The following is a 25,094-nucleotide window of genomic DNA, read 5'->3' as shown; positions in this document are numbered from 1 at the left end:
TGCCTTCAGATTATAAATCAAGTTTAAACCTTTCTCTAAGAGTCTCAAGCACTTTCCCAAACAATTCTTCTTCCTGTTGTGTGCCGTCAAGCATCACAATTCTCTCTTTCTCCTGATGGGCTATGAGTATGTAGGCATCCCTTACCCTTCTGAGGAATTTTCCGTCCTCAAACCTTGTCTTCTTGTCAGATAATCTCTGGAGAGCAACCTCAAGGGGCACGTTGAGAAGAAAGGTTATGTCGGGCTTTCGCCCCCTTACAGCTATGTGGTTCAGAATGTTTACCGTCCCCAGGTTTATCTCCCTTCCATATCCCTGATAGGCGGTGGTGGAGTCTATAAAGCGGTCAATTATTACGATTTTCCCTTCCCTCAGGTCAGGAAATATTCTTTCCCACACAAGGCTTGACCTTGCCGCCTCAAAAAGTAAAAGCTCTGTGGTGGGGTCCATATGAAAATCCAGCAAAAGCCTCCTTATTTCTTCCGCAAGAGGGGTAGAGCCGGGGTCTCTGTATAGAGAAACCTTATAGCCCAGGCTTCTGAAGTGTTCATACAGCCTCTTAGCCTGCGTGCTCTTACCAGAGCCGTCTATGCCTTCAAAGGTTATGAGCATAGCTCTCTCCTTATCCTTCCTGAGAGGTTTGTCATTAGCTCGTAGGGTATTGTTCCTGCTAGCCTTGCCAGGTCCGTAAAGCTCTGATTCTCACCAACTATCTCCACCCAGTCCCCCACCTGTGCCTCTGTATCTGTGAGGTCTACCATGGTCATGTCCATGGTTATGTTTCCGAGAATTTTTACAGGCTTTCCCCTGAAAAAGAGGCTTGCCTTATTGGAAAGGCTCTTCATAAGTCCATCTGCGTAGCCGAAAGCAACAACACCCACCCTCGTGGGCTTCTGGGTTATAAAGGTCCTTGAATAGGATACGGGAAAACCCGCAGGAAGGTCTTTTACAGATATTATCCTCGCTCTGAGCTCAAGGGTGTGCTTTAGCTGCACCGGATAGTTCTGCATGGGCTTTTCTCCATAAAGGGCTAGCCCAACGCGTATATGAGTGGTAAAGGGAACACGGTAAACAACTCCCGCAGAGCTCTCCATATGCACATACCGGAGATTTCCATACTTCTTTACCACCTGAGCAAATCTCTCAATCTGGAGCCTTGAGAATTCTTCATCAAGGGGGCTTGAAAGGTGGCTCAGCACTCCTTCAACTCTACCGTCCCGGACAACCTCCTCAAGAAAACCAAGCCTTCCCATACCCGTGTCGTATTTTACCTGTATGGGCACATCTATGCCCTCAAGGGCTCTTAGGTGTTCCCTGTGGGACACCACAGGTGTTAAAGAGTAGTCCAGAAATGCCTTCTCCTCACCCTTCAGAACCCCGCCAAGCACGAGGATTTTTTTTCTGATGCCTGCCCTTCTTAGTTCTACACCCTCCTCAACACAGGCAACGGCAAGGGCTGAGACCCTCTCTAGCTTCTCAAGAACTGAACTCACCTGCAGTGCACCTATGCCGTAGGCATTGGCTTTCACAACCGCTATAAGAGGCTTATGGGAGAACTCAGACAGACTTTTGACATTTTCTGCAAGTTTTTTGCTGCTTATCTTCAGTTCTGCCCTCGGCATGCGGTTATTCTATTATCTCACAGCGTGCTATAATTTTTCTCATGGAACAGCCCTTCTACAATCCCTTTTTCTCTCTACTTAACTTTCTCTGGTTTTTCCTGCTTTTGGCCTTCCTTTTCATACCCTTCTGGAGGAGGTTTCTCCTTTCAAAGGCGAGGGAGGCTCTTATGAGGCAGCTTGAAGAGAAGAGGGGTAGCAGAGTTATAACCCTGATACACAGACAGGAAAGCCTGGGCTTTTTTGGCATTCCCATATTCAGATACATAAACATTGAAGACTCGGAGCAGGTCCTCAGGGCCATAAGGATGACTCCACCGGAAATGCCCATTGACCTTATAGTTCACACCCCTGGAGGTCTTGCCCTTGCGGCCACTCAGATTGCCAACGCCCTCGTAAGACACAGAGGTCCGGTAAGGGTTATAGTCCCCCACTACGCCATGTCAGGTGGGACCCTGCTGGCTCTTGCCTCAGATGAAATAATCATGGACCCAAACGCCGTGCTTGGACCTGTTGACCCTCAAATAGGTCAGATGCCTGCTGCGTCTATCCTTAAGGTCCTTCAGCAGAAGGAGCTAAAGGACATAGAAGACCAGACTCTTATAATGGCGGATATAGCTCAGAAGGCAATAGACCAGATGAAGTCATATCTGTTGTGGCTTCTTACTCAGAACGGCATGGAAGGAGAAAAGGCAAAGCGTATAGCTGAGGAGCTTGCCACGGGTAAATACACCCATGACTATCCTCTTACCGCCGAGTATCTGAAAAGCCTCGGTCTTAACGTGAGCACAGAAGTGCCAGAGGAAGTTTATGCCCTCATGGAGCTCTTTCCACAGCCCATGGGTTCTCAGGTGCCCTCTGTGCAGTATATACCCGTCCCATACAGGACAGGTCAGGGAGGAAGGCATTGAAAGTAAGGGTTGGAATAGTTGGCTGCGGTGTAGTGGGCACTGGAGTGGTAGAGCTTCTTCTGAAGAATTTAGAAACCATAAAGAAAAAGACAGGGATAGAACTTGAGCTTTCAAAGGTGGCAGACAGAGACTGGGAAAGACCAAGAGACTTTCATGTGCCAGAGAGGCTAAGGACAACTGATTACAGAGAAGTTCTTGAAAGCTCCCAGATAGTGGTGGAGCTTGTGGGTGGAAAGGGCTTTGCAAAGGAGCTTATAAAAGAATCTCTCATGGCGGGAAGGCATGTGGTTACTGCCAACAAGCACTTGCTGGCAGAAGAGGGAATTGAGCTTTTCAGACTTGCGGAGGAAAGAGGACTGCACATAGGCTTTGAAGCCTCTGTGGGTGGTGGCATACCCATAATAAAGGCGGTAAGGGAGTCCCTTGTAGGAAACAACATAAGGGCAATATACGGCATACTGAACGGAACCACCAACTACATCCTTACAAGAATGCTTCAGGAAGACGTGGACTTTGAAACAGCTCTGAAAGAAGCTCAGGAAAAGGGATACGCAGAGGCAAACCCTTCTCTTGACATAGACGGCTGGGACAGCGCCCACAAGATAGCCATACTCTCCTACATGGCCTTCGGTAGCTTTTTCCCCTTCTCAGAGGTATATGTGGAAGGTATCAGGCATGTGGACCTTCTGGACGTGGAGCTGGGCAGAGAGCTGGGATATACCCTGAAGCTCCTGGCCATAGCCAAAAGAAGGGAAGAAGGTCTTGAGGTAAGGGTTCACCCCACCTTCCTCCCAGAAGAGGAGCCCCTAGCAAAGGTCTCAGATGTTTTTAACGCCATAATGGTGGAAGGGGACTTTGTGGGCAAAACCATGTTTTATGGCAGGGGTGCAGGCTCGCATCCTACCGCGTCCGCGGTTGTTTCAGACATAGTGGACATTGCCTGCAGGCTTTCCCCGGGAATTAAATGCAGCTTCAGCATTGACTGGGAAAGGAGAAGCCTTCCGCTCACTGAAGATTTCTACAGCAGGTATTATCTCAGGTTTGATGTGCCAGATAGGCCCGGGGTTCTTGCAGGCATAGCAAGAGTGCTTGCAGACAACCATATAAGTATAGCCAGCGTCCTCCAGAAGGAAAAGGTCTGCAAACTGGCGGGAAGGGAAGGAGAGCACATAGTGCCTCTTGTAATACTGACGCACAAAGCCTACGAAAAGTCCATGCGCAGAGCCCTAAAGCAGGTGCAGGAACTTCCCGTGGTTATGGGCAAGCCAGTGCTCATAAGGGTTGAAGAGGAAGCAGAATGAGGCTCCTTGCACCATCCATACTCTCTGCAGATTTCTGGAGGCTTGGTGAGCAGGTAATGGCATGCGTGGAGGGTGGTGCGGACATAATACACTTTGATGTGATGGACGGGCACTTTGTGCCAAACATAACCTTTGGACCTGTGCTTTTAGAAAGCATAAAAAGGCACTGTCCTCTTCCTCTGGACGCTCATCTCATGATAGAAAATCCGGAGAGATACATACCCGACTTTGTAAAGGCTGGTGCTGACATGGTGAGTGTTCACGTGGAAAATACACCCCATATCCACAGAACCCTTGAGCTGATAAAGAGCCTTGGAGCAAAGGCGGGGGTGGTTATAAACCCGGGAACGCCCCTCTCTGCCCTGGAGGAGGTCCTTTATTACGTGGACTTTGTGCTTCTCATGTCCGTTAACCCAGGATTTGGAGGACAGAAGTTCATTCAGAGGTCCATACAGAGGCTAAGGAGGCTCAGAGCAATGGCGGAGGAAATAAATCCCTCTGTCCTCATTGAAATAGATGGAGGCATAAAGGAAGATAATATACTGGAGGTTGCACAAGCTGGTGCAGACATTCTAGTTGTTGGTTCTGGCATATTTCATACGGAAGACGTAAGGGTTCAGACGAGGAAATTAAAAGAGCTGCTCATCTCTTCAGAGGCACTGTAAACCTCTGCAGGTCAAAGACATTAAAGGTAAGAAAAACTTCCTTCAGATACTTTTGCCTTGTTCCGTCGTATATGTCTCTCAGGAGAAGGCCAAAGCTCCAGCATGCACCCCTGTATTCCATGCCTGCCTGCCTCTGAAGGTCTTTGTTTATCCTGTTATCCCTTATCAGCCCGAGTGTAATGTTTGCCTTTCTGTAAAGTGCAGAAGCAGACAGACTATACTGGTCGTTGACCCTGGTGCCATCATAATTTTTTTCAAGGGTTCTACCCAGAGTTATGCTCTTACCTTCACCGCTGAGGGTAAGGGAGCCTATAGTTTTTAGGAGACGTCCATGAACCGGGTCATAGACGCTGTCTGAAGAAAGCCTGAGCCAGTCTAAAGGATAAAGCCACAGGATTGCTCTTACAGGAAGAAGATTTTCCCTGACCTCCTGCCCTGCATATGTAAACCTGCCAAGGTGGTTATATCCTCCTTCAAGGAAGAGTGTGTAGAGAATCCTTTCCGCATAATAGCCATGACTCCTCAGAGTGTAGGACAGGAGGCTCTCCCTGTCTATGCTGTCCAGTCTGTCAAACCTTGGATTATTAAAGCTTTTAGGCCTGTAGGAATAGGAAAATTCAAGGATGTTCTTGAATTGGAAACCTCTCAAGTTAAAGTTGAAAAAGTAGGGTAGCCTTTCTCTGTAGCGTAGGGAGCCAACCACGCTCTTGTCTTTAAAATCCTCCCCCCTTACATCCAGGTAGAAGAGGTTTTCCAGAGTGAGAGTTGAAAGCAGGTTAAGACCCAGAAGCTCCTTGGGTATGGAAAGCTCCGGAAAGAGAAGAAGCCTGTGAGCCCTCATACCCTCCTCCCTGTAAAAGTTTGTGTAGGAGGCGCTCAGGTTGAAGTATATGTGAGGAAGTAATTGGCTTTCTTTAAGATAAAAGCCCATCTCCGGCAACCTCTGAAGAGTTTGTCTGTTGCTGGGTGAGGTAGTATCGTAAAACCTTTTCAAATCAAAGGTAAAGAGAAAGCTCTCCCACTCCCTTCTGTAGCTGATATAGGAAGTAAGGTAGGGAACCGTCCTCTCCCTTGTTGTAAAGTAAACATCTTGCATAAAGTAGGGGTCAGACAGGAGGTCAACTCCCGCCTTCAGGTTTCCCAGGTCAACTTCTCCCCTTATCCTGTATCGATTCTCTCTAAAGGTAGATAGGTCTCTGCCCTGCCACCATTTACCGGGAGGTGTTGGTTCTCTGTAGAAGGAAAGATTTGTATTAAGGTCAAGCTCTTTTCTGAGAGACTGGCGGTATTCAAGGGAAAGTCCCTTTGCCTGTCTGTTTCTGAAATCAAATGTCAGGGTCATATCTTTATTCTTTGATATAGCCCAGTATATAGGCTGCTGATATATGAAGGTGTTGTATGTATTTGAGCCTATGGTGGGGGGCAGAAGCCCTGACCTTCTATCTCCCACAGGAAACAAACTTACGGGAAGGTAGGCAATGGGAATTCTGAAAAGCCTGAGACTGTTGTTCTTGCTGAAAACATAGCGTGGTGATATGCTGGCCCTTGAAAAGCATAGGTTCATCTCTCTTCTGTCAGGAGGACATGTGGTTATTGAACCCTCTTCTACAGAATACAGCTCACCTTCCTTGTCCACCCTCTTTGCTGTGAAATTGAACTTTTCAAACCTGCCCTCTGCATCAAGAAAGTATCCCACATCTCTCTCAAGGTCAAGAAGCGCCTCCTTCCCTCTAACTTCAAGCCTCCCATCTGCAGACTTTATGTAGACATTATCCCTGGCGTAAACCACCCTCTTCTGAGGGTCGTAAGTCATGAAATCTGCCCTTATGTAGTATTCTCTGTAGTAAGCCTCCACATCCCCCGTTGCCCTGAAAGTTCCATCTGGCAATCTTTCAAGACTTTGAGAGAGAACTTCAAGAGAAAAGGAGTAGGAAAAGAAAAGGAAGAAGAGAAGGAAAAGGAGCATATAGATATTTTATTTTACTCTTTGAGCGCTTCCTCCGGAGACTTCGCCCTCTGCAGTATCTTTACCACAACCCATCTCTTGGTCTTTGAAAGAGGCCTCGTTTCCCTTATTACCACAAGGTCCCCTGTCCTGCACTGGTTATTGGGGTCATGGGCATGGTATTTCTTGCTTTTTATTATGTGCTTTTTGTAAAGAGGGTGAGCTTCTTTTCTGTCCACTTTGACTACCACAGTTTTATCCATCTTGTCGCTTACCACATAACCCACAAGCTCTTTTCTCTTCAGATGCCATGGCTTTTCCATCATGCTTCACCTCTCAGCTGTTTTTCCCTTATGAGGGTGAGGACCCTTGCAAGGTCCCTTCTGGTATTCCTTATCTGCATGGGGTTGGGAAGCCCCTCTATCTTTTTTTTGAACCTCAGTCTGAGAAGCTCTTTTCTGAGCTCCTCTTCTTTTTTCAGGAGGTCCTGAAGGCTTAGTTTCCTGAGCTCTTCCACCTTCATCACTTTATACCTCCAGCCCTTACAAGTCTTGTCTTTATAGGAAGCTTTGCATCCACAAGTCTGTGAGCTTCCTCCGCAACCTCTTCCGGAACTCCAGAAAATTCATACAGTATCCTCCCCGGTCTTACAACGGCCACAAAACCTTCAGGGTCACCCTTTCCACCACCCATACGAACCTCATTGGGTTTTTTGGTGTAGGGTTTGTCCGGGAATACCTGTATCCATACCTTTGCACCCTTTCTTAGAGCCCTCACGAGAGCTATCCTTCCAGCCTCTATCTGCCTCTGGGTGAGCCAGCAGGACTCAAGGGCCTGTATTCCATACTCACCAAAAGAGACCCTGTTGCCTCTCAGGGCCTTTCCTTTCAGCGTTCCTCTCTGTGTTTTTCTAAACTTTGTCTTCTTTGGAGCAAGAAAAGACATGTTTAAACCTCCTTCTCAGCCTTTTTCAGGTCCTCTTCTATCTTCTTTACTATTTCCTCTTTACCGCCCTTAAGCACATCTCCCTTGTATATCCACACCTTTATTCCAAGCACGCCATACTTTGTCTGAGCTACCGCATATCCGTAATCTATGTCTGCTCTGAGGGTCTGAAGGGGCATCCTTCCCACAAGGAACCATTCAGCCCTCGCCAGCTCAGCACCCCCAATACGACCTTTAACCTGTACCTTGACACCCTTTGCCCCAGCCTTGAAGGCGTTGTCTATTGCCCTCTTCATAGCCCTTCTGTGAGACACCCTTCTTTCTATCTGAAGTGCAATCTCTTCCGCCACAAGCTGGGCATCTAGCTCTGGCACCCGGACTTCATCCACCGTTATAACCACATCCTTACCCCTTGTTATATACTCTATGTCTTTTTTGAGCTGTTCTACCTCTGCCCCTTTCCTTCCTATTATGATACCTGGCCTTGAGGCGAGGACTCTCACCTTTACCTTGTCTGCCATCCTTTCCACAACCACCTTGGATATGCCGGCAGAGGCATATCTCTTCTTTATGTATTCCTTTATCCTTATGTCCTCATGTAGCAGCTGTGTGTAATCCCTTTTGCCTGCAAACCATTTGGAGTTCCAGTCCCTTATAACTCCCACTCTGAAGCCTATGGGATGAGTTTTTTGACCCATTATTCTTCCTCCTTTTCCTGAAGCACAAGGGTTATGTGAGAGGTTCTCTTTCTGAGCATGGTTGCCCTTCCATGAGCCCTTGGCATCCACTTTTTATACATGGGGCCCTCATCGGCAACCGCCTTTTGAATGTAAAGCTTTTCAAGGTCCATACCCTTCTGCTCAGCATTGGCCAGAGCACTCTTGAGAATTCCTTCCACTATCCTTGCAGACTTTTTTGGTATGAACCTGAGCTGATACAGAGCTTCTCCTGCCTTCATACCCTGAATGATTCTGAGCACCTGCCTCGCCTTTGTGGGTGAAACCCTGGCATACCTCAAAACTGCCCTTGCTTCCATCTTTTCACCTCACTTCTTCTTTGTAGCCTTTGCAGACTTTTCTGGATGGCCCTTAAAAGTTCTTGTGGGTGCAAACTCACCCAGCTTATGTCCCACCATATCAGAGGTTATGTAAACGGGCACAAAGGTCTTCCCATTGTGAACTGCTATGGTGTGTCCCACAAACTCAGGTATTATGGTGGTATCCCTGCTGTAGGTCTTTATAACTTTCCTGTCACCCGTCTGGTTCATCTTCCTTATTCTTGCCCAGAGCTTTGGGTCAACCCATGCCTTTTTGTTAACAAGCCTTCTGTATTCATTCCAGACCTGCTGATACTTTTCGAGGGCCTTCTGGTAAAGCTCGGGAGTGTGCTGAACAGCTCTCACCTTTTTGTATATCCTCTGGGTCTTCTTGTGGAGCTTGAGAAAGCTCTCAAGGTCCTCAATGAGCCTGTTCCTCTTGTTCCATGCACCCTTAAAACCCATTATTTCACACCTCCTCTGAGAGGCTTGCCCTTTCTTAAGACCAGTATGAAGTTGTCAGAATACTTCTTACCTCTTCTTGTCTTGTAGCCCTTTGTCTTCCAGCCCCAAGGTGATTCGGGGTGTTTACCCTTCGTTTTTCCTTCACCACCACCATGAGGATGGTCCACCGGGTTGGTGGCAGTTCCCCTCACTTTTGGCCTCCAGCCCAGCCATCTGTATCTTCCAGCCTTTCCGTATTTTACGAGCTCATGCTCCGCAAGACCTACCACACCAACGGTGGCCATGCATCTCTGATGAACAAGCCTTATCTCGCCAGAGGGCATTCTGAGCTGCACATAGTCCCCCACCTTACCCAGTATCTGGGCAGACATGCCGGCAGACCTTGCTATCTGACCACCCTTTCCGGGATGGAGCTCCACATTGTGAACAACCGTTCCCACAGGCATATACTTGAGAGGGAGTGCGTTGCCCACCTTTATCTCTGGAAGCTCCTTTCCGGCTTCCGCATCCTCGTAAGATATGGACAGGACGCTGTCGCCTACCCTGAGACCCTCAGGCCAGAGAATGTATCTCTTTTCACCGTCCGCATACTGGAGCAAGGCTATGCGTGCAGACCTGTTGGGATCGTATTCTATGGCAACCACCTTTGCAGGAACAAGGCTTTTATCCCTCTTGAAGTCGATGAGCCTGTATCTCCTCTTGTTGCCACCTCCCCTGCCCCTTGAAGTTATCTTGCCCTGCTGACGGGACCTTCCCTTAGCCCTGTGCCAGTGGACTATAAGGGACTTTTCCGGCTCTGATTTTGTGACCTCAGAAAAGTCGTAAAGAACCGCATGTCTCTGTCCATTGGTAACAGGTTTTAACTTCCTTACACCCATTTTTACACTCCTGTCAGGTCTATTTCCTTATCAGGCGGTATGGTAACTATGGCCTTCTTATAAGCCCTTGTATAACCATACCTCCTGAACTTTCCTATGACTCTTTTCTTCCTTGGCTTTACTATTATGGTGTTTACCTTAACAACTTTTACCCCAAAGAGCTTTTCTATGGCATGCCTTATTTCGTGCTTTGTGGCATCCATAGCCACTTCAAAGGTGTATTTTTTGTGGTCTTCCATGAGTCTGTTGCTTTTCTCCGTTATTATGGGTCTTATGATGACTTCCTCTGGCCTTTTCATGATGCCAACCTCTCATAAATCTTTTCCAGGGACTGAGCGGTAAGCAAAAGCTTGTCCGCCCAGAGCATGTCGTAAACATTCAGACCCTCAACGGGCAGAACCCTCACATAGGGCAGGTTTCTGAAGGATTTGTAAGCAACTTCCTCCTTCTGTGGCAGCACCACCAGCACCTTTTCTCCATCTATGCCGAGCTTTTTCAGAAGCTCTACCGCCTTTTTAGTCCTTGGCACATCTCCGAGGTCAAGGCTATCCACCACCAGCAGGTTGTTCTCCTTTGCCTTCAGACTGAGAGCCATTTTGAGCCCCAGTCTTCTCACCTTTTTGGGAAGAGCGTAGTAGTAATCTCTGGGCTTTGGTCCGTGGGCCACACCACCACCAACGAATATGTTTGCACCCCTGTCTCCGTGCCTCGCATTACCTGTGCCCTTCTGGGGAAGAAGTTTCCTCCCGCTGTAGGCCACTTCACCCCTTGTCTTCGTGCTGTGTGTTCCCTGTCTTCTGCTGGCAAGTTGCCACTTTACCACTTCCCACAGCACATGCCTGTTAACTTCCACACCAAAGACTTCAGGCTTTAGCTCCATCTGAAGCACCTTCATGAGACCTCTCCTTTCACAAGGCTTTCCGTCATACCCTTTATCCTGTTAAGCTTGAGCCTCTGAGACCTTCTGTTTGCTATGGTGCTTTTCTCCACAAAGACCACTCCTCCATTGGGTCCGGGCACCGAACCCTTTACCACAAGAGCGTTGTGCTCAGGCAGAACATCAAGCACCAGCAGGGACTGCACCCTTATGGGCTCGTTGCCCCAGTGTCCAGCCATCCTCTTACTCTTCCACACCCTACCAGGGTCTGACCTGTTTCCTATGGAACCAACTGCCCTGTGATATCTGTGTCCATGGGATTTGGGAAAACCGCCAAAGTCCCATCTTTTCATGGTGCCGGCAAAGCCTCTTCCTTTGCTCCTGCCAACCACATCCACAAGGTCCCCAGGTTGAAATACTTCCTCCACTCTTAACTCCTGACCCACCTGGTATTCTCCAACAGATTCAACCCTGAATTCTTTCAGTCTTCTCAGGATTTTGCCAGCCTTTTTGAGGTGTCCCAGCTCTGGCTTTGTAAGATGCTTTTCACCATCCTCAAAGGCACCCACCTGAAGGGCGCTGTATCCATCCTTCTCTTGAGTCTTTATGGCAGTGATGTAGTTGGGCTTTATCTCTATGACCGTGGCAGGCACGGCTGTGCCATCCTTGAGAAAAACTCTTGTCATTCCCGCCTTTTTACCTATAAGACCTATCGCCATGGCTATCTCCCTATTATTAGCTCCACATCAACCCCTGCCGGAAGGGTTAAATCTCTCAGAGACTCAATTGTCTGAGAGGTTGCCCTGGTTATGTCCAGTATCCTTCTGTGCTCTCTCATTTCAAAGTGCTCTCTTGACTGGTCAAACTTGTGAGGAGACCTGAGCACCACCCACCTTCTTTTTCTCACCGGAAGAGGTATGGGACCCTTCACCACACCACCTGTCCTCTTGACAGTATCTATTATCTGTTTCACATACTGGTCAAGAAGCCTGTGGTCATAGGACCTGAGTTTTATCCTTATAAGTTCCTGCTCCATAGCTTTCCCTCACTCAATAATCTTAGTGACCACACCAGCACCCACAGTCCTTCCACCCTCTCTTATGGCAAACCTGAGCTGCTCCTCCATAGCCACAGGCTTGACTAGCTCCACCTCTATCTCCACATTGTCACCCGGCATCACCATCTCCTGACCCTCAGGAAGTTTTACCACCGTCCCAGTCACATCAGCCGTCCTGAAGTAAAACTGTGGCCTGTAGTTGAGGAAAAAGGGTGTATGCCTTCCACCTTCCTCCTTGCTAAGCACGTATACCTGCGCCCTGAACTTCCTGTGAGGCTTGACTGTCCCAGGCTTCGCCAACACCTGCCCCCTCTCCACATCGTCCTTGCCCACTCCCCTCAGCAGCACTCCCACGTTGTCCCCCGGTAGCGCCTCATCAAGTATCTTCCTGAACATCTCTATGGATGTGGCCACTGTCTTGAGTGGCTCCTCTCTCAGCCCCACTATCTCCACTTCCTCTCCCGGCTTTAATACCCCTCTCTCCACTCTCCCAGTCACCACTGTTCCACGCCCTGATATGGTAAACACGTCCTCTATGGGCATGAGGAAGGGTTTGTCCGCTTCCCTCTGTGGCGTGGGTATATACTGGTCCAGTGCATTCATAAGTTCTACTATGGCGTTGCACCACTGGTCTGGTTTGCCCGCGTCAAGCTCCTGAAGTGCTCCAAGAGCTGAACCACGAATCACTGGCACTTCATCCCCAGGAAATTCATACTTGGAAAGAAGTTCCCTTACTTCAAGTTCTACAAGGTCAAGTAGCTCTGGGTCGTCTACCATGTCGCACTTGTTCATAAAGACTACTATGTATGGCACGTTCACCTGACGGGCTAGCAATACGTGTTCTCTTGTCTGGGGCATGGGTCCGTCTGCTGCTGATACCACCAGTATTGCCCCGTCCATCTGTGCTGCTCCTGTTATCATGTTCTTTATGTAGTCTGCGTGTCCAGGACAGTCCACGTGGGCATAGTGCCTCTTGGGTGTCTCGTATTCTACGTGTGTGATGTTTATGGTTATTCCCCTTTCCTTCTCTTCTGGTGCCTTGTCTATCTCCTCATACCTCATGCACTTTGCCTTTCCTCCTGGCATGACCCCTGCTGCAAGCACACAGGTTATGGCTGAGGTGAGTGTAGACTTTCCGTGGTCCACGTGCCCTATGGTGCCCACGTTCACATGCTCCTTTTCCCTTACAAACTTCTCCTTTGCCATCGCCTTACCTCCTTATTTTGCTGCTAAGGTTCTTTCCCCAACTATCTGCTCTGCTATGCTCTGGGGAACCTCATCGTAATGAGAAAATTTCATTATAAAGGTTCCTCTTCCCTGTGTCAAGCTCCTGAGTGTGGTGGCATAACCAAACATCTCCGCAAGGGGCACGTATGCCCTTATGGCGGTTATTATGCCCTTGTTTTCCATACCCATGATTTTGCCGCGTCTTGAGTTGAGGTCTCCTATCACATCACCCACATAATCCTCAGGTGTTTCCACTTCCACTTCCATTATGGGCTCAAGAAGAACAAGCCCCGCCTTCCTTGAAGCTTCTTTGAAGGCGAGAGAGCCAGCAATCTTGAAGGCCATCTCTGAAGAGTCCACCTCGTGGTAGGAACCATCAAAGAGTTTGACCTTTACGTCCACCACTGGATAACCAGCAAGCACACCGTTCTGCATGGCCTCTTTTACGCCTTCTTCTACCGCAGGAATAAACTCCTTGGGTATTATTCCACCCACTATGGCGTTTTCAAAGATAAAGCCCTGACCCCTTTCAAGGGGTTCTATTTCTATGACTGCATGTCCATACTGACCCCTACCACCCGTCTGACGTATGAACTTACCCTCCGCCACCGCCTTACCCTTTATGGTCTCCTTGTAGGCAACCTGAGGCTTGCCTACGTTTACCTCAATACCGTATTCTCTCTTCATTCTGTCCACTATTATCTCAAGGTGAAGCTCTCCCATACCATGTATGAGGGTCTGGCCAGTTTCCGGGTCTGCGCTTGCCTTGAAGGTGGGGTCTTCCTTCATAAACTTGTTTAGCACCTGAGACAGTTTTTCCTGGTCTTTCTTTGTTTTGGGCTCTATTGCCATAGATATAACAGGCTCTGGGAACTCTAACTTTTCAAGAAGTATGGGATGCTTTTCATCGCAGAGGGTGTCTCCAGTTGCCGCGTCCATTCCCACAGCAGCCACTATTTCACCAGCGGAGACTTCCTGCACATCTTCCCTTGAGTTGGCGTGCATGAGAAGAAGCCTTCCCACCCTTTCCTTCTTGTCCTTGGTGGCGTTGTAAACATAAGAACCTGCTGTGACCTTTCCAGAGAATACCCTGAAGTAGGTGAGCTGACCTGCGTATGGGTCGCTCATTACCTTGAAGGCATAGGCACAGAAAGGCTCTTCATCAAGAGGTTTTCTTTCCTCTTCCTCTGAGGTTTTTGGGTTTATTCCGCGCACAGGTGGAACATCAAGGGGAGAGGGCAGGTAATCCAGAACTGCGTCCAGAAGGGGCTGAACACCCTTGTTCTTGAAGGCTGAACCGCAGAGGACTGGAACGAGCTCCTTGTTTATGGTTGCCTTCCTGAGGACCCTCTTGAGGTCCTGTGTGGGTATTTCCTCTCCCTCAAGGTATCTCATCATGAGCTCATCGTCCTTTTCCACGATAGCCTCCACCATCTTTGCACGCCATTCCTGAGCCCTGTCAGCATACTCTGAAGGAATATCCACCACCTCATACTTTGCACCCAGGGTCTCCTCAAGCCAGATTATGGCCTTCATGTCCATGAGGTCCACCACGCCCTTAAACTGGTCCTCGGCACCTATGGGTATCTGGACTGCCACCGGCTTTATGCTGAGCTTTTTCTCTATCTCGTTGAAAACCCTGTAGAAGTCTGCACCCAGTCTGTCCAGCTTGTTTATAAAGGCGATTCTGGGAACACCAAACCTGTCTGCCCACCTCCAGTTTGCCTCCGACTGGGGCTGGACACCTTCCACCGCTGAGAAGATGAAGATTATGCCATCCAGCACCTTCATGGAACGGACCACTTCCACCGAGAAGTCTACGTGCCCTGGCGTGTCTATGATGTTTATCTGATGGTCCTTCCAGTAGCAGGCGGTGGTTGCGGCGGTTATGGTTATGCCCCTTTCCCTCTCCTGAGGCATCCAGTCCATTGTGGCAGCACCCTCGTGCACCTCACCTATCTTGTAAGTTTTGCCCGTGTAATAGAGTATCCTTTCCGTAGTTGTGGTTTTACCTGCGTCTATGTGAGCCACTATTCCTATGTTCCTGAGCCTTTCTATGGGAACAAGCCTTGCCATGGGAACCTCCTTACCATCTGAAATGTGCAAAGACCTTGTTGGCCTCTGCCATCTTGTGGGTGTCTTCCTTTTTCTTTATGGCGCCACCCTTTTCCTGAAGAGCATCAAGAAGCTCAGCTTTTAGCCTTTCCACCATTGTGTAGCTTCCCCTGTGTTTTGACCTCTCCCTTGCAGACTGAACGAGCCACTTGAGGGCAAGGCTTACCTGTCTGCGGGGTGGAACCTCCACGGGAACCTGGTAGGTGGCACCACCTACCCTTCTGGGACGCACTTCAAACTCTGGTTTTAACTTTTCCACCACCTTGTGAAGTAGCTCAACAGGATGCATGTTGACCTCTTTTGCTGCAGATTCAAGGGCGTTGTAGACTATCCACTCCGCCACAGACTTTTTGCCGCTTTCCATTACCTTGTTAATCAGCTTGTGGACTACAACATCCCCGTATTTGGGGTCTGGCGCTATCTCTCTTGCAGGAACTGGACCTTTCCTTGGCATTACTTCTTACCTCCCTTTGCCTGAGCCTGTTGACCGGGTTTTGGCCTCTTGGCTCCATACTTTGACCTTGATTGTCTCCTGTTTGCCACTCCGGCAGTATCCAGGGCACCTCTCACCACCTTGTATCTTACTCCGGGCAGGTCCTTTACCCTTCCACCCCTCACAAGAACAAGAGAGTGCTCCTGAAGGTTGTGTCCCTCACCCGGTATGTAGGCAGTAACCTCAATGCCGTTTGATAGTCTGACCCTGGTAACCTTTCTCAGGGCTGAGTTGGGCTTTTTGGGGGTTACCGTGTAAACCCTCACGCAGACTCCTCTCTTCTGAGGGTTGCCCTGAAGTGCGGGGGCCTTGCTCTTCTTTTTTCTCGCTTCCCTACCTTGCTTCACAAGCTGGTTTATGGTAGGCATACCTGAAACCTCCTAAGCCAATTATTATAGCACATCTTTCAAAACTTTTGCCTTCTCTTCTTCAAGCACCTCTACCTCTGCATATTCCCACAGACCTGTTCCTGCAGGTATGAGGTTTCCTATTATCACGTTTTCCTTTATACCTCTCAGGTCGTCCACCTTCCCTTCGCAGGCAGCATCTGTGAGGACCTTTGTGGTTTCCTGGAAGGAGGCTGAAGATATCCAGCTTCTGGAAGTAAGGGCTGCCTTTGATATGCCCACGAGGATGGGCTCCGCCTTTGGTATCTTGCCTCCTTCCTCCCTTATTCTCTCTATCTCTTGCTGAAGCTCTTCCACTTCCACTTCCTCGTTCATTAGAAATCTGCTGTCGCCCGGGTCCACTATGCGTCTGCGTCTGAGCATCTGGCGTATGATTATCTCAAAGTGCTTGTCGTTTATGTCCACTCCCTGAAGCCTGTAAACCATCTGAACCTCTTTCAGGAGAAACCTCTGAAGCTCCTCCACGCCCTTTATCCTGAGTATTTCCTCTGGGACAGGTGTTCCATCGGTAAGTGGGTCTCCGGCGTTTACAAGGTCTCCATTCTTCACGAGAAGATGTTTACCCTTGGGCACAAAGTATTCCTTCTGAAGACCAGTTTCCCTGTTATAAACCACAACCCTGTAACCCCTTCCCTTTATCCGGACCTGTCCTTCTATCTCTGCCTCTATGCGGTCTGTTATCTTCGTTCCCTTCTGCACATACTGTCCGTGGCTCACAAGGATGTATTCGTCCTTCTTTATGTCATACTTTCTTGTCTCGCCGGTTCTGGGGTTAAAGACTATAACCTCGTCTGCATCCTCAAAGATTCTCACAATGCCGTCAATCTCCGTCAGGATAGCGGGGTTTTTGGGCCTTCTTGCCTCAAAGAGCTCCTCAACTCTGGGAAGACCTCCCACTATGTCTCGCACCTTTGCCATTTCCTTTGGAATGCGTGCCAGCACATCTCCTGGCTGAACCATGTAGTCTTTAACCACATAATACTTGTGCTGTATCTCTGTTCCCTCAGACTCACTGCAGGTTGGACATACCACCCATTCAAAACTTACCCTCTCTGCAGGCACGTTGAGTATGGAGTTGACTGGAAGGTCGTAGGAAACCTCTCTTCCATCCTCTGTGTGGACCACTATCTTTGGCGTGTGGAGCATAGCATCTTTGGGTCTCGTGAAGGAGACTATGGTGGAGGTTTTGCCGGTAAGGGGGTCTCTCTCTTCCTTTACTGTTATGTCAAGGGCTATGTCCTTGAACTCAACCCTTCCAGGTTCCTCTGCGATTATGAAGGTGTTGAAGGGGTCCCACTCTGCAAGGAGGGTATTTTCTGAGACTTCTTTTCCTTCTTCCGCAAGTATGCTGGCTCCGTATGGCACCGCGTGACGCTCCACCATCCTTCCCTCGGAGTCCAGTATACCTATTGCACCATCCTTGGATATGTTTATCCTCTTTCCTTCTCTGTTGGTTATGAGCCTTATGTTGTAATATCTGACCACTCCTGCCTTCTCGTTGAAGAGTTCACCCTTCACCCTCTCAGCTACGGCGGCACCACCTATGTGGAAGGTTCTCATGGTAAGCTGTGTTCCTGGCTCTCCTATGGACTGGGCTGCTATTATTCCCACCGCCTCACCCACGTCCACCAGCTTCCTCTGGGAAAGGTCCCATCCGTAGCACATGGCACATATGCCATGCTGGGACTCACAGGTGAGGGAAGACCTGACCATAACCCTTTCTATTCCTGCATGCACTATCCTGTCCGCAAGCTCCTCGTCCACAATTTGGTTCCTCTGGGCTATCGCCTCACCCGTGTAAGGGTCAAACACATCCTCTGCAAGGGTCCTACCTATTATCCTGTCCTTGAGGGATACCTTTTCTTCACCCCCCTCCACTATGGGCTCCATAACTATGCCCCTGTATGTTCCACAGTCTTTCTCCACTATGGTTATGTCCTGTGCCACATCCACAAGCCTTCTTGTAAGGTATCCTGCAAAGGCGGTCTTGAGTGCAGTATCTGCAAGGCCCTTTCTGGCTCCGTAGGTGGAGATGAAGTATTCAAGCACGGAAAGGCCCTCTCTGAAGTTGGATACAATTGGTGTCTCTATGAACTCTCCCGTATGCTTTGCCATGAGGCCCCTCATGGCAGCAAGCTGTCTTATCTGGTCCCTGTTTCCACGGGCTCCAGAGTTTGCCATCATGTATATGGGGTTGAATATGCCCGTGTATACCTTTTCCCCCTCTCTTCTCGTGCTTTTTTCTATCTCCTCAAACATAGCCTTTGAGACCCTGTCCGTTATCTCAGACCAGAGGTCAATTATCCTGTTATAGCGCTCCTTTGCAGTTATTATGCCGTTCCTGTGAAGCTCTGCGATTTCGTCTGTCTGTTCAAAAGCCTGAGAGAGAACCTCCTTCTTTACACCCGGAATCTGAAGGTCTTCAACACCTATGGATACCGCAGCCCTCGTGGCAATGTTATAGCCGAGCTCTTTCAGATCATCGAGGAACCTGGCGGTTCTTTCAGTACCGTATCTGTTGTATATGCTTGCTATGAGCTTGGAGACCTTTTTCTTGTCCATGGGCTCGTTTACAAAGGGATGTCCTTCTGGTAGTATGCTGTTGAAGAGAACCCTACCAGGGGTTGTCTCGACAAGCTTTCCATCCTCAAGCCTGAGTTTTATGCGGGCGTGCATGTCCACTCTCTTGTTTTCAAGAGCAAGAAGCACCTCCTCTCTGCTGAAGAAAAGCTTGCCCTCACCCTTCACTCCAGATATCTCCTGAGTCATGTAGTAAACGCCCAGTATCATATCCTGAGAGGGCATGGTTATGGGCTTGCCATGTGCTGGGGAGAGTATGTTCTGGGTGGAGAGCATAAGAATGTAGGCTTCAAGCTGTGCTGTAATCCCCAGAGGAACATGCACCGCCATCTGGTCCCCATCAAAGTCCGCATTAAAGGGAGGACACACTAGAGGATGAAGTTGTATGGCTTTTCCATCCACAAGGACTGGCTCAAAGGCCTGTATGGACATTCTGTGAAGGGTTGGTGCACGGTTAAGGAGAACTGGATGCTGTTTTACCACTTCCTCCAGGCACTCCCAGACCTCTGGCGTCTTCTGGTCCACAAGCTTCTTGGCGTTCTTTATGGAAGTTGCGTAGCCCTTTTCCTCAAGCCTTCTGTAAACAAAGGGCTTGAAGAGCTCAAGGGCCATTATTCTGGGGAGACCGCACTGGTGCATCTTGAGCTCTGGACCTACCACTATGACGCTTCTTCCCGAGTAGTCAACCCTTTTACCAAGCAGGTTCTGCCTGAAGCGCCCCTGCTTACCCCTCAGGTAATCTGATAGGGACTTGAGAGCCCTTCCGTTCTGGGTAACGACCCTTCCACGCTTTCCGTTGTCAATGAGGGCGGAGACCACCTCCTGAAGCATCCTCTTTTCGTTCCTTATGATTATCTCGGGTGCATCAAGCTCTATGAGCCTCCTTAACCTGTTGTTGCGGTTTATGATTCTTCTGTAGAGGTCATTGAGGTCCGATGTGGCAAAACGCCCGCCATCAAGGGCAACCAGTGGTCTGAGCTCTGGTGGAAGAACAGGGAGCACCTCAAGTATCATCCACTCTGGCCTGCTACCGCTCTTTATAAAGTCCTCCACAAGCTTGAGGACCCTCAGTATCTTTTTTACCTTTGATTCTGAAACCTCTTTCAGGACCGCGCTCCTTATGTCACCCTTTATCTTCTCAAATACAGGGAGGTCCTTTTTCTTTTGACGGAGTTTTTCATAATAGGACTGAATAGCCTCTCTTCCCGTCATGAAGCCCTCTGCAGGCTCCTGAGAAAGGCTACCGCTTTCAGGGTCAAGGTAAAGCTTTTCGCATATGATATTATGCAGAACCTCATTGAGCGCCATACCCTCGGGAGCCTTGATGTCTGCACCATACAGGCTCAGGTCTTCCGCCAGCACCCTGACCATACGCTCGTAAAGCTTTCTGTACCTGTTAAAGAGCTCCTCTGAAAGGTCCTCATAACCCAGACTGTAGGGCCTTATCTCCTCCCTGAGCTTCTTTGCATAGGTTTCAAGGTCAAGGGAAGAAAGAATTTTCTTTATTATTTCAGCACCCATACCCCCTTCATACTTGTGCTCCAGGCTTGTTGCAAACTCGGCGTTGTAAGTATCCTCATCCACCACATGGAGCCGGACAAACCTCGTGTTGCCCATATCATCCTTTAGGGGAAGGGTATCTTCCTGCTGGGCAAAGGCCCTTTCTTCTTCCTCGTTCATGGGATACTCTATAACCAGATAGGACTCAAAGTAGATAACCCTTTCCACATCCCTTACAGAAAGACCCATTAGGGTGGCTATTTTTGAGGGTGTGCTTTTGAGAAACCATATGTGGGCTACAGGTGCAGCAAGGTCTATGTGTCCGAATCTCTTCCTCCTTACGTAGGATTTTGTAACCTCAACACCGCATCTGTCGCATATAGTGCCCTCAAAACGCTTGCCCCTGTATTTTCCACACAGGCACTCGTAATCCTTTATTGGACCGAATATCTTGGCACAGAATAGTCCATCCTTTTCAGGCTTGTGGGTTCTGTAGTTTATGGTTTCTGGCTTTTTCACCTCCCCATAGCTCCAGCTCCTTATCTCCTCAGGAGAGGCGAGCATGAGCTTTATTCTTTCAAAGGGGAGAAGTCCTTTCCTCATGGTTGTTCCTCCTCAACTTCTATCTGGTCACAGGGCATTACTGCCCCGTTCTCACACCTCACATCCAGCCCGAGGGCTTTCAGCTCACGCACAAGCACTCTGAAGGACTCCGGCACTCCTGGCTGGTATATGTATCTGCCCTTTACTATGGACTCGTAGACCTTTGTCCTTCCCTCTATATCGTCGGATTTGACGGTAAGCATCTCCTGGAGGGTATGTGCTGCACCGTGTGCCTCAAGAGCCCACACCTCCATCTCTCCAAGTCTCTGACCACCAAACTGGGCTCTACCACCGAGAGGCTGCTGGGTCACCAGCGAGTAGGGTCCCGTGCTTCTTGCATGTATCTTGTCGTCCACCATATGAATGAGCTTGAGCATGTGCATGTATCCAACGGTGACCCTCATGTCAAAAGGCTCTCCAGTCCTTCCATCGTAGAGCACTGTCTTGCCATCTTCAGGAAGACCTGCCATCCTGAGGAGCTCCCTTATGTGCTCCTCGCTTGCACCCTCAAAGGCGGAGGTTGCCATGGGCACGCCCCTTTCTGCATAGAGGTTAATAACCTCCTCAAAGCTCTCTTCCTCCAGACCTTGCAGAAATTCTTCCACATACTTCTGGTTTTCACCCTTCACATCACCCACTGCGTAAATCTCCTTGAGAAAGTCTATGAGCTCCTGTTTCTCTGCACCCTCTTCAACAAGCTCTCTGAGCCTTTTGCCCAGCTCTCTGGAGGCCCAGCCAAGATGAGTTTCCAGTATCTGTCCCACGTTCATACGGGAGGGAACACCAAGGGGATTTAGCACCACGTCAACCGGGGTTCCATCCTCAAGAAAGGGCATGTCCTCCACAGGAAGAACCACAGATATGACGCCCTTGTTCCCATGCCTTCCTGCCATCTTATCGCCAACTTTTATCTTCCTCTTCTGGGCTATGTATACCTTTACGAGGGTATTTACGCCTGGTGGTAGCTCACTTCTTTTGCCTATGGACTCCATCTTGTCCTCGTATAGTTTTGAAACCATATCCACCTGGAAGCGGGTTCTTTCCCTCAGGTCGTTTATCCTTCTGCACAGTTCCTCATCTTCAAAGAGGTTTTCCGGCTTGGTTATGATGTAGTTGAGCAGCGCTTCAAACACCTGTTCGTCCACCACAGTGCCCGGTCTGTATACCTTCTTCTTGACAGTTATCTCCTTATCAAGCTTTTTGCCCAGCACGAGGTCCTTTACTATTCGGTTTCTCCCCTCAACTATGAGCCTCTTTTTCTTCTCAAGCTCCCTTTCAAGCTCTTCCCTTTCAGCTCTCTCCACGTGCTCTGCAAGGTAGTTTCTTCTCTCTCCGGTCTTTCTTACAAAGACCTTCACATCAACCACCACACCTTCCACACCCGGAGGACATCTCAGCGAGGAGTCTTTCACATCCCTTGATTTCTCACCAAATATGGCCTGAAGGAGCTTCTCCTCTGGCGTTAGCTGAGCTTCTCCTTTTGGAGTTACCTTTCCAACCAGTATATCACCGGGCTTTACGTAGGTCCCCAGCTTTACTATTCCGAATTCGTCCAGGTGAGATAGCAACCTCTCAGGAATCCCCGGTATTTGACGGGTTATCTCCTCGTTTCCAATCTTTGTCTCCCTTGCTTCCACTTCCAGCTCCTCTATGTGTATGGAGGTGTAAACATCTTCTTTCACAAGCCTTTCTGATATGACTATGGCGTCTTCAAAGTTGTATCCCCTCCATGGCATAAAGGCAACAAGCACATCTTTGCCCAGAGCAAGCTCTCCCCTGAAAGTGGACTGACCATCCGCAAGGAGGTCTCCCTTCTGGACCTTCTGTCCCTTTACCACAAGAGGTCTCTGATTGACGCAAGTGTTCTGGTTTGTCCTTTCAAACTTCTTGAGCTCATAAAGGTCTATACCTATGTCAGTAGGGTCGGCAAAGTTTATCTCCTCAGGGTTTACCCTTATGATTATCCTTCTAGAGTCCACTTCCTCCACATGGCCGCCCCTCCTGGCCACAACCACTGCACCGCTGTCAAAGGCCACCTTCTTTTCCATACCGGTGCCTATAAGAGGAGAAGAGGTAAACATGAGAGGGACGGCCTGTCTCTGCATGTTGGAGCCCATGAGGGCTCTGTTGGCATCGTCGTGCTCAAGGAAGGGTATCAGAGAGGCGGACACGGATATGACCTGCCTTGGTGAGACATCCATGTAGTGAACCTGCTCAGGCTTTACTATCTGTATGTCATTTCTGTAGCGCACATAAACTCTATCGCTGAGGATTCTACCTTCGCTGTCTGTGGGTGTGTGCTGGGCTATGACAAAGTTTTCCTCCTCGTAGGCGGCCAGGTGTTCCACCTTATCGGTTACTATTCCCTTTTCCACCTTCCTGTAGGGAGTCACGATAAAGCCGTATTCGTTTGTCTGGGCATAAACGGTAAGGGAAGTCACCAGTCCTATGTTCTGACCCTCTGGAGTTTCAATGGGGCAAATCCTTCCGTAGTGGGATGGATGAACGTCTCTTATCTCAAACTTTGCACTCTCCCTTGTAAGTCCACCCGGTCCGAGGGCGGAGAGCCTCCTCTTGTGCGTAAGTGCTGAGAGGGGGTTTGTGTTGTCAAGATACTGAGAGAGCATACCACCCTTGAGAAACTCATAGAGAGAGCTTGTGAGATACCTGGGGTTGAGAAGGTCCTGAGGCTTGAGATTTGGGTCTTCTGGGTTTGCAACGGTGCACCTGTCCCTGAAGAACTTTTCCATGCGGGCTATGCCTATTCTTGCCTGATTTTCCAGCAGCTCGCCCACAGCCCTTATCCTTCTGTTTCCAAGGTAGGCTATGTCATCCTTTTTCTCCCTTCCGTATCTGAGGTTTATTAGATACTTTATGGTGTTCACAAGGTCAAGGGCATTCAGAAACCTTGCCTGTCCTTCTGTGTAATCCTTTACCTTTACACTGTCCTTTTGTTTGAAAATCTCGGAGAGTATTTCCTCAGTGAGCGGTGTGCCGGCCCTGAAATCGCCCACGTCTTCTGCAAGAGCAAGATGAGGAAGTTCTGAGAGCCTTTCAAGGTCTGCAGGCCTTAGCTCTTTGGGAACTCTGTAAACCTTTGCATTGAGCTTTACCCTTCCCACCTTTGAAAGGTCATACCTGGTGAGGTCTCTAAAATACAGGTCAAAGTGGGACCTTGCCCTGCTTATGAGGTGTTCAAGCTCCATCACCATGGGCTCCACAGCCCTGAGCTTTTTGTATATGTCCACAAGGGCGTAGTCTCTTAGGGTAAACCTTGCAGGTATCTTGAGGGGGCTTCTCTTGTCCTGGTCTTTGGGTGCAGTTTCTGCCACGAGGGTCTCTATAAGTATCTTTCCGTATGGGCTTTTGACAGCGCTTTCCCTAGGGACTGCCGAAATAAGGTCTATTTTTATTCTCTCATCCTTAAGAAGTCTTTCAAGCTGAGAGAGTTCCTCAATAAACCTCTCCTCAAGTATGTCCTCTTCCACGCCTCTATCTTCCACCTTTGCCCTGTAGCGCAGAATGGCAAAAAGGTAGAAGCCTTCAAGGTCTTCAAGCCTGAACTCCTCACCTGTATCTCTGTCAAATATTACACCATTCTGCACAAAGAAAGCCCTTGCATCCGGATAGAAGGGCTTCAGGATGTCATAGGCGGTTTCAAGACCAAGAGCCCTGAGAACAAAGGTTCCACCAACCTTCCTTCTGTCTATCCTTGAAGAGAGTATGTCGGTGGTGCTGGAAAGCTCAAACTCAACCCTTGGTCCCTTGTCGGGTATGATGCTTGCCCTGTATATCATCCGGATTATGGTTGTCTCCTTCTGACGCTCTTCTTTTTCCTCAAAGAAAACGCCAGGGGAGCGTATGAGCTGGCTTACCACGATTCTCTCACTGCCGTTTATAATAAATGAGCCCGTCTGCGTCATCATGGGCACTTCGCCGAAGTATACCTTCCTGGGCTCACCCACCCTCTCACCCTTCTTCGTCTTTGTCCTGAGTCTTACCATCACCCTGAGAGGTATGGAATAGGTAAAGCCCTTTACCTTACACTCTTCCTCCGTATACTTCTCCTTGTGCACCAGCAGAGTCCCACACTTTGGACAGTTAACCCCATAACCTCCCAGAAAGCTCTGGTCTGTGTAGGCCTTGTAGCCACACCTGTTGCACTCCCAGTCTCCCACCTCGTAGCCCAGATACTCAAGATTTATCTTCTCATCAGGGTCCTTAAAAGGGAAAGAGGTAGAAAACACATACTCAAGACCTTTCTGCTCCCTGCTGGTGGGAGGAGTGTAAAACTGGAGGAAGGTTTCAAAGGATTCCTTTGGAAGGAAAAGCAGGTTTGGCGGACTGACAAGCTCTTCCCTTCTACCAAAGAACTTTCTTGGTAAGGGCATATTTTTTCTCATCTTTCAACCCTCTAAGATAGGATAAACTTATAATTATACACCGGTATTCTAAAGCTGTCAACACAAAAA

23 protein-coding genes are annotated in these 25,094 nt (G+C 49.0%); 3 read left to right on the top strand and 20 right to left on the bottom strand.

Features of this window, described 5'->3' with window-relative positions; genetic code table 11:
- Positions 1 to 10: 10 nt before the first annotated feature.
- Both tmk and alr read right to left on the bottom strand, forming a co-directional pair.
- Positions 11 to 610 (bottom strand): dTMP kinase, encoded by a 600-nt coding sequence (tmk, locus tag ACKRDP_RS01510; RefSeq protein ID WP_409152980.1) that lies wholly within the window; start codon positions 608 to 610, stop codon positions 11 to 13.
- Complete coding sequence (gene alr, locus ACKRDP_RS01505; protein WP_409152979.1) at positions 601 to 1,620, bottom strand: alanine racemase; 1,020 nt, start codon at positions 1,618 to 1,620, stop codon at positions 601 to 603. Before alr ends, tmk begins: the two co-directional genes overlap by 10 nt.
- A 41-nt stretch (positions 1,621 to 1,661) precedes the next feature.
- On the opposite strand from alr, the gene ACKRDP_RS01500 reads away from it, so the two are divergent.
- The 3 genes from ACKRDP_RS01500 to rpe are packed head-to-tail and all read left to right on the top strand — an operon-like array spanning position 1,662 to position 4,494.
- On the top strand, positions 1,662 to 2,528 hold the full coding sequence (locus ACKRDP_RS01500; protein ID WP_409152978.1) for an SDH family Clp fold serine proteinase: 867 nt from the start codon (positions 1,662 to 1,664) through the stop codon (positions 2,526 to 2,528).
- Positions 2,525 to 3,829 (top strand): homoserine dehydrogenase, encoded by a 1,305-nt coding sequence (locus ACKRDP_RS01495; RefSeq protein WP_409152977.1) that lies wholly within the window; start codon positions 2,525 to 2,527, stop codon positions 3,827 to 3,829. The genes ACKRDP_RS01500 and ACKRDP_RS01495 overlap by 4 nt, the downstream gene beginning before the upstream one ends.
- Positions 3,826 to 4,494 carry a ribulose-phosphate 3-epimerase gene (gene rpe / locus ACKRDP_RS01490; RefSeq protein WP_409152976.1) on the top strand — a complete coding sequence of 223 codons (669 nt, stop codon included), beginning with the start codon at positions 3,826 to 3,828 and terminating at the stop codon, positions 4,492 to 4,494. Before ACKRDP_RS01495 ends, rpe begins: the two co-directional genes overlap by 4 nt.
- Here rpe and ACKRDP_RS01485 read toward each other — a convergent pair.
- The 18 genes from ACKRDP_RS01485 to rpoB form a co-directional block, all read right to left on the bottom strand.
- A complete protein-coding gene (locus ACKRDP_RS01485; protein ID WP_409152975.1) occupies positions 4,472 to 6,460 on the bottom strand; it encodes an LPS-assembly protein LptD in 1,989 nt (662 codons plus the stop codon). The two genes, rpe and ACKRDP_RS01485, sit on opposite strands and share 23 nt — an antisense overlap.
- Before the next feature lie 14 nt (positions 6,461 to 6,474).
- Positions 6,475 to 6,765, bottom strand: coding sequence for a 30S ribosomal protein S17 (gene rpsQ / locus ACKRDP_RS01480; RefSeq protein WP_489685574.1), 291 nt, complete (start codon positions 6,763 to 6,765; stop codon positions 6,475 to 6,477).
- Positions 6,762 to 6,962, bottom strand: coding sequence for a 50S ribosomal protein L29 (gene rpmC / locus ACKRDP_RS01475; protein WP_409152991.1), 201 nt, complete (start codon positions 6,960 to 6,962; stop codon positions 6,762 to 6,764). Before rpmC ends, rpsQ begins: the two co-directional genes overlap by 4 nt.
- Positions 6,962 to 7,384, bottom strand: coding sequence for a 50S ribosomal protein L16 (gene rplP, locus ACKRDP_RS01470; protein WP_409152974.1), 423 nt, complete (start codon positions 7,382 to 7,384; stop codon positions 6,962 to 6,964). Before rplP ends, rpmC begins: the two co-directional genes overlap by 1 nt.
- Before the next feature lie 2 nt (positions 7,385 to 7,386).
- Positions 7,387 to 8,082, bottom strand: coding sequence for a 30S ribosomal protein S3 (gene rpsC, locus ACKRDP_RS01465; RefSeq protein ID WP_409152973.1), 696 nt, complete (start codon positions 8,080 to 8,082; stop codon positions 7,387 to 7,389).
- Complete coding sequence (gene rplV, locus ACKRDP_RS01460; RefSeq protein ID WP_409152972.1) at positions 8,082 to 8,420, bottom strand: 50S ribosomal protein L22; 339 nt, start codon at positions 8,418 to 8,420, stop codon at positions 8,082 to 8,084. The genes rpsC and rplV overlap by 1 nt, the downstream gene beginning before the upstream one ends.
- A gap of 9 nt (positions 8,421 to 8,429) precedes the next feature.
- Positions 8,430 to 8,786 (bottom strand): 30S ribosomal protein S19, encoded by a 357-nt coding sequence (gene rpsS, locus ACKRDP_RS01455; RefSeq protein WP_409152990.1) that lies wholly within the window; start codon positions 8,784 to 8,786, stop codon positions 8,430 to 8,432.
- A 98-nt stretch (positions 8,787 to 8,884) separates the two neighbouring features.
- On the bottom strand, positions 8,885 to 9,763 hold the full coding sequence (gene rplB, locus ACKRDP_RS01450) for a 50S ribosomal protein L2 (RefSeq protein ID WP_409152971.1): 879 nt from the start codon (positions 9,761 to 9,763) through the stop codon (positions 8,885 to 8,887).
- A 2-nt stretch (positions 9,764 to 9,765) separates the two neighbouring features.
- Positions 9,766 to 10,062: a 50S ribosomal protein L23 gene (gene rplW, locus ACKRDP_RS01445; RefSeq protein ID WP_409152970.1), complete on the bottom strand. Its 297-nt coding sequence runs from the start codon at positions 10,060 to 10,062 to the stop codon at positions 9,766 to 9,768.
- The gene (rplD, locus tag ACKRDP_RS01440) at positions 10,059 to 10,658 is read right to left on the bottom strand and encodes a 50S ribosomal protein L4 (RefSeq protein ID WP_409152969.1); all 600 of its coding nucleotides are present in this window, start codon (positions 10,656 to 10,658) and stop codon (positions 10,059 to 10,061) included. The genes rplW and rplD overlap by 4 nt, the downstream gene beginning before the upstream one ends.
- Positions 10,655 to 11,359 carry a 50S ribosomal protein L3 gene (rplC, locus tag ACKRDP_RS01435; RefSeq protein WP_409152968.1) on the bottom strand — a complete coding sequence of 235 codons (705 nt, stop codon included), beginning with the start codon at positions 11,357 to 11,359 and terminating at the stop codon, positions 10,655 to 10,657. Before rplC ends, rplD begins: the two co-directional genes overlap by 4 nt.
- Positions 11,360 to 11,361: 2 nt before the next feature.
- Positions 11,362 to 11,676 carry a 30S ribosomal protein S10 gene (gene rpsJ / locus ACKRDP_RS01430; protein WP_409152967.1) on the bottom strand — a complete coding sequence of 105 codons (315 nt, stop codon included), beginning with the start codon at positions 11,674 to 11,676 and terminating at the stop codon, positions 11,362 to 11,364.
- Between the two features lie 9 nt (positions 11,677 to 11,685).
- Complete coding sequence (tuf, locus tag ACKRDP_RS01425) at positions 11,686 to 12,903, bottom strand: elongation factor Tu (RefSeq protein ID WP_409152953.1); 1,218 nt, start codon at positions 12,901 to 12,903, stop codon at positions 11,686 to 11,688.
- Between the two features lie 12 nt (positions 12,904 to 12,915).
- Positions 12,916 to 15,000, bottom strand: a complete 2,085-nt coding sequence (gene fusA, locus ACKRDP_RS01420) for an elongation factor G (protein ID WP_409152966.1) — start codon at positions 14,998 to 15,000, stop codon at positions 12,916 to 12,918.
- 10 nt (positions 15,001 to 15,010) lie between these two features.
- Positions 15,011 to 15,493 (bottom strand): 30S ribosomal protein S7, encoded by a 483-nt coding sequence (rpsG, locus tag ACKRDP_RS01415; protein ID WP_409152965.1) that lies wholly within the window; start codon positions 15,491 to 15,493, stop codon positions 15,011 to 15,013.
- On the bottom strand, positions 15,493 to 15,900 hold the full coding sequence (rpsL, locus tag ACKRDP_RS01410) for a 30S ribosomal protein S12 (RefSeq protein WP_409152964.1): 408 nt from the start codon (positions 15,898 to 15,900) through the stop codon (positions 15,493 to 15,495). The genes rpsG and rpsL overlap by 1 nt, the downstream gene beginning before the upstream one ends.
- A 24-nt stretch (positions 15,901 to 15,924) precedes the next feature.
- Complete coding sequence (gene rpoC / locus ACKRDP_RS01405) at positions 15,925 to 20,622, bottom strand: DNA-directed RNA polymerase subunit beta' (RefSeq protein WP_409152963.1); 4,698 nt, start codon at positions 20,620 to 20,622, stop codon at positions 15,925 to 15,927.
- Positions 20,619 to 25,025 carry a DNA-directed RNA polymerase subunit beta gene (rpoB, locus tag ACKRDP_RS01400; RefSeq protein ID WP_409152962.1) on the bottom strand — a complete coding sequence of 1,469 codons (4,407 nt, stop codon included), beginning with the start codon at positions 25,023 to 25,025 and terminating at the stop codon, positions 20,619 to 20,621. The genes rpoC and rpoB overlap by 4 nt, the downstream gene beginning before the upstream one ends.
- Positions 25,026 to 25,094: the final 69 nt, after the last annotated feature.

Source organism: Pampinifervens navoyensis, assembly GCF_046159715.1.
Lineage (GTDB): Bacteria > Aquificota > Aquificia > Aquificales > Aquificaceae > Pampinifervens.
Note: the sequence above shows the minus strand (reverse complement) of the source record. Positions and strands in the feature narration are given on the sequence as shown.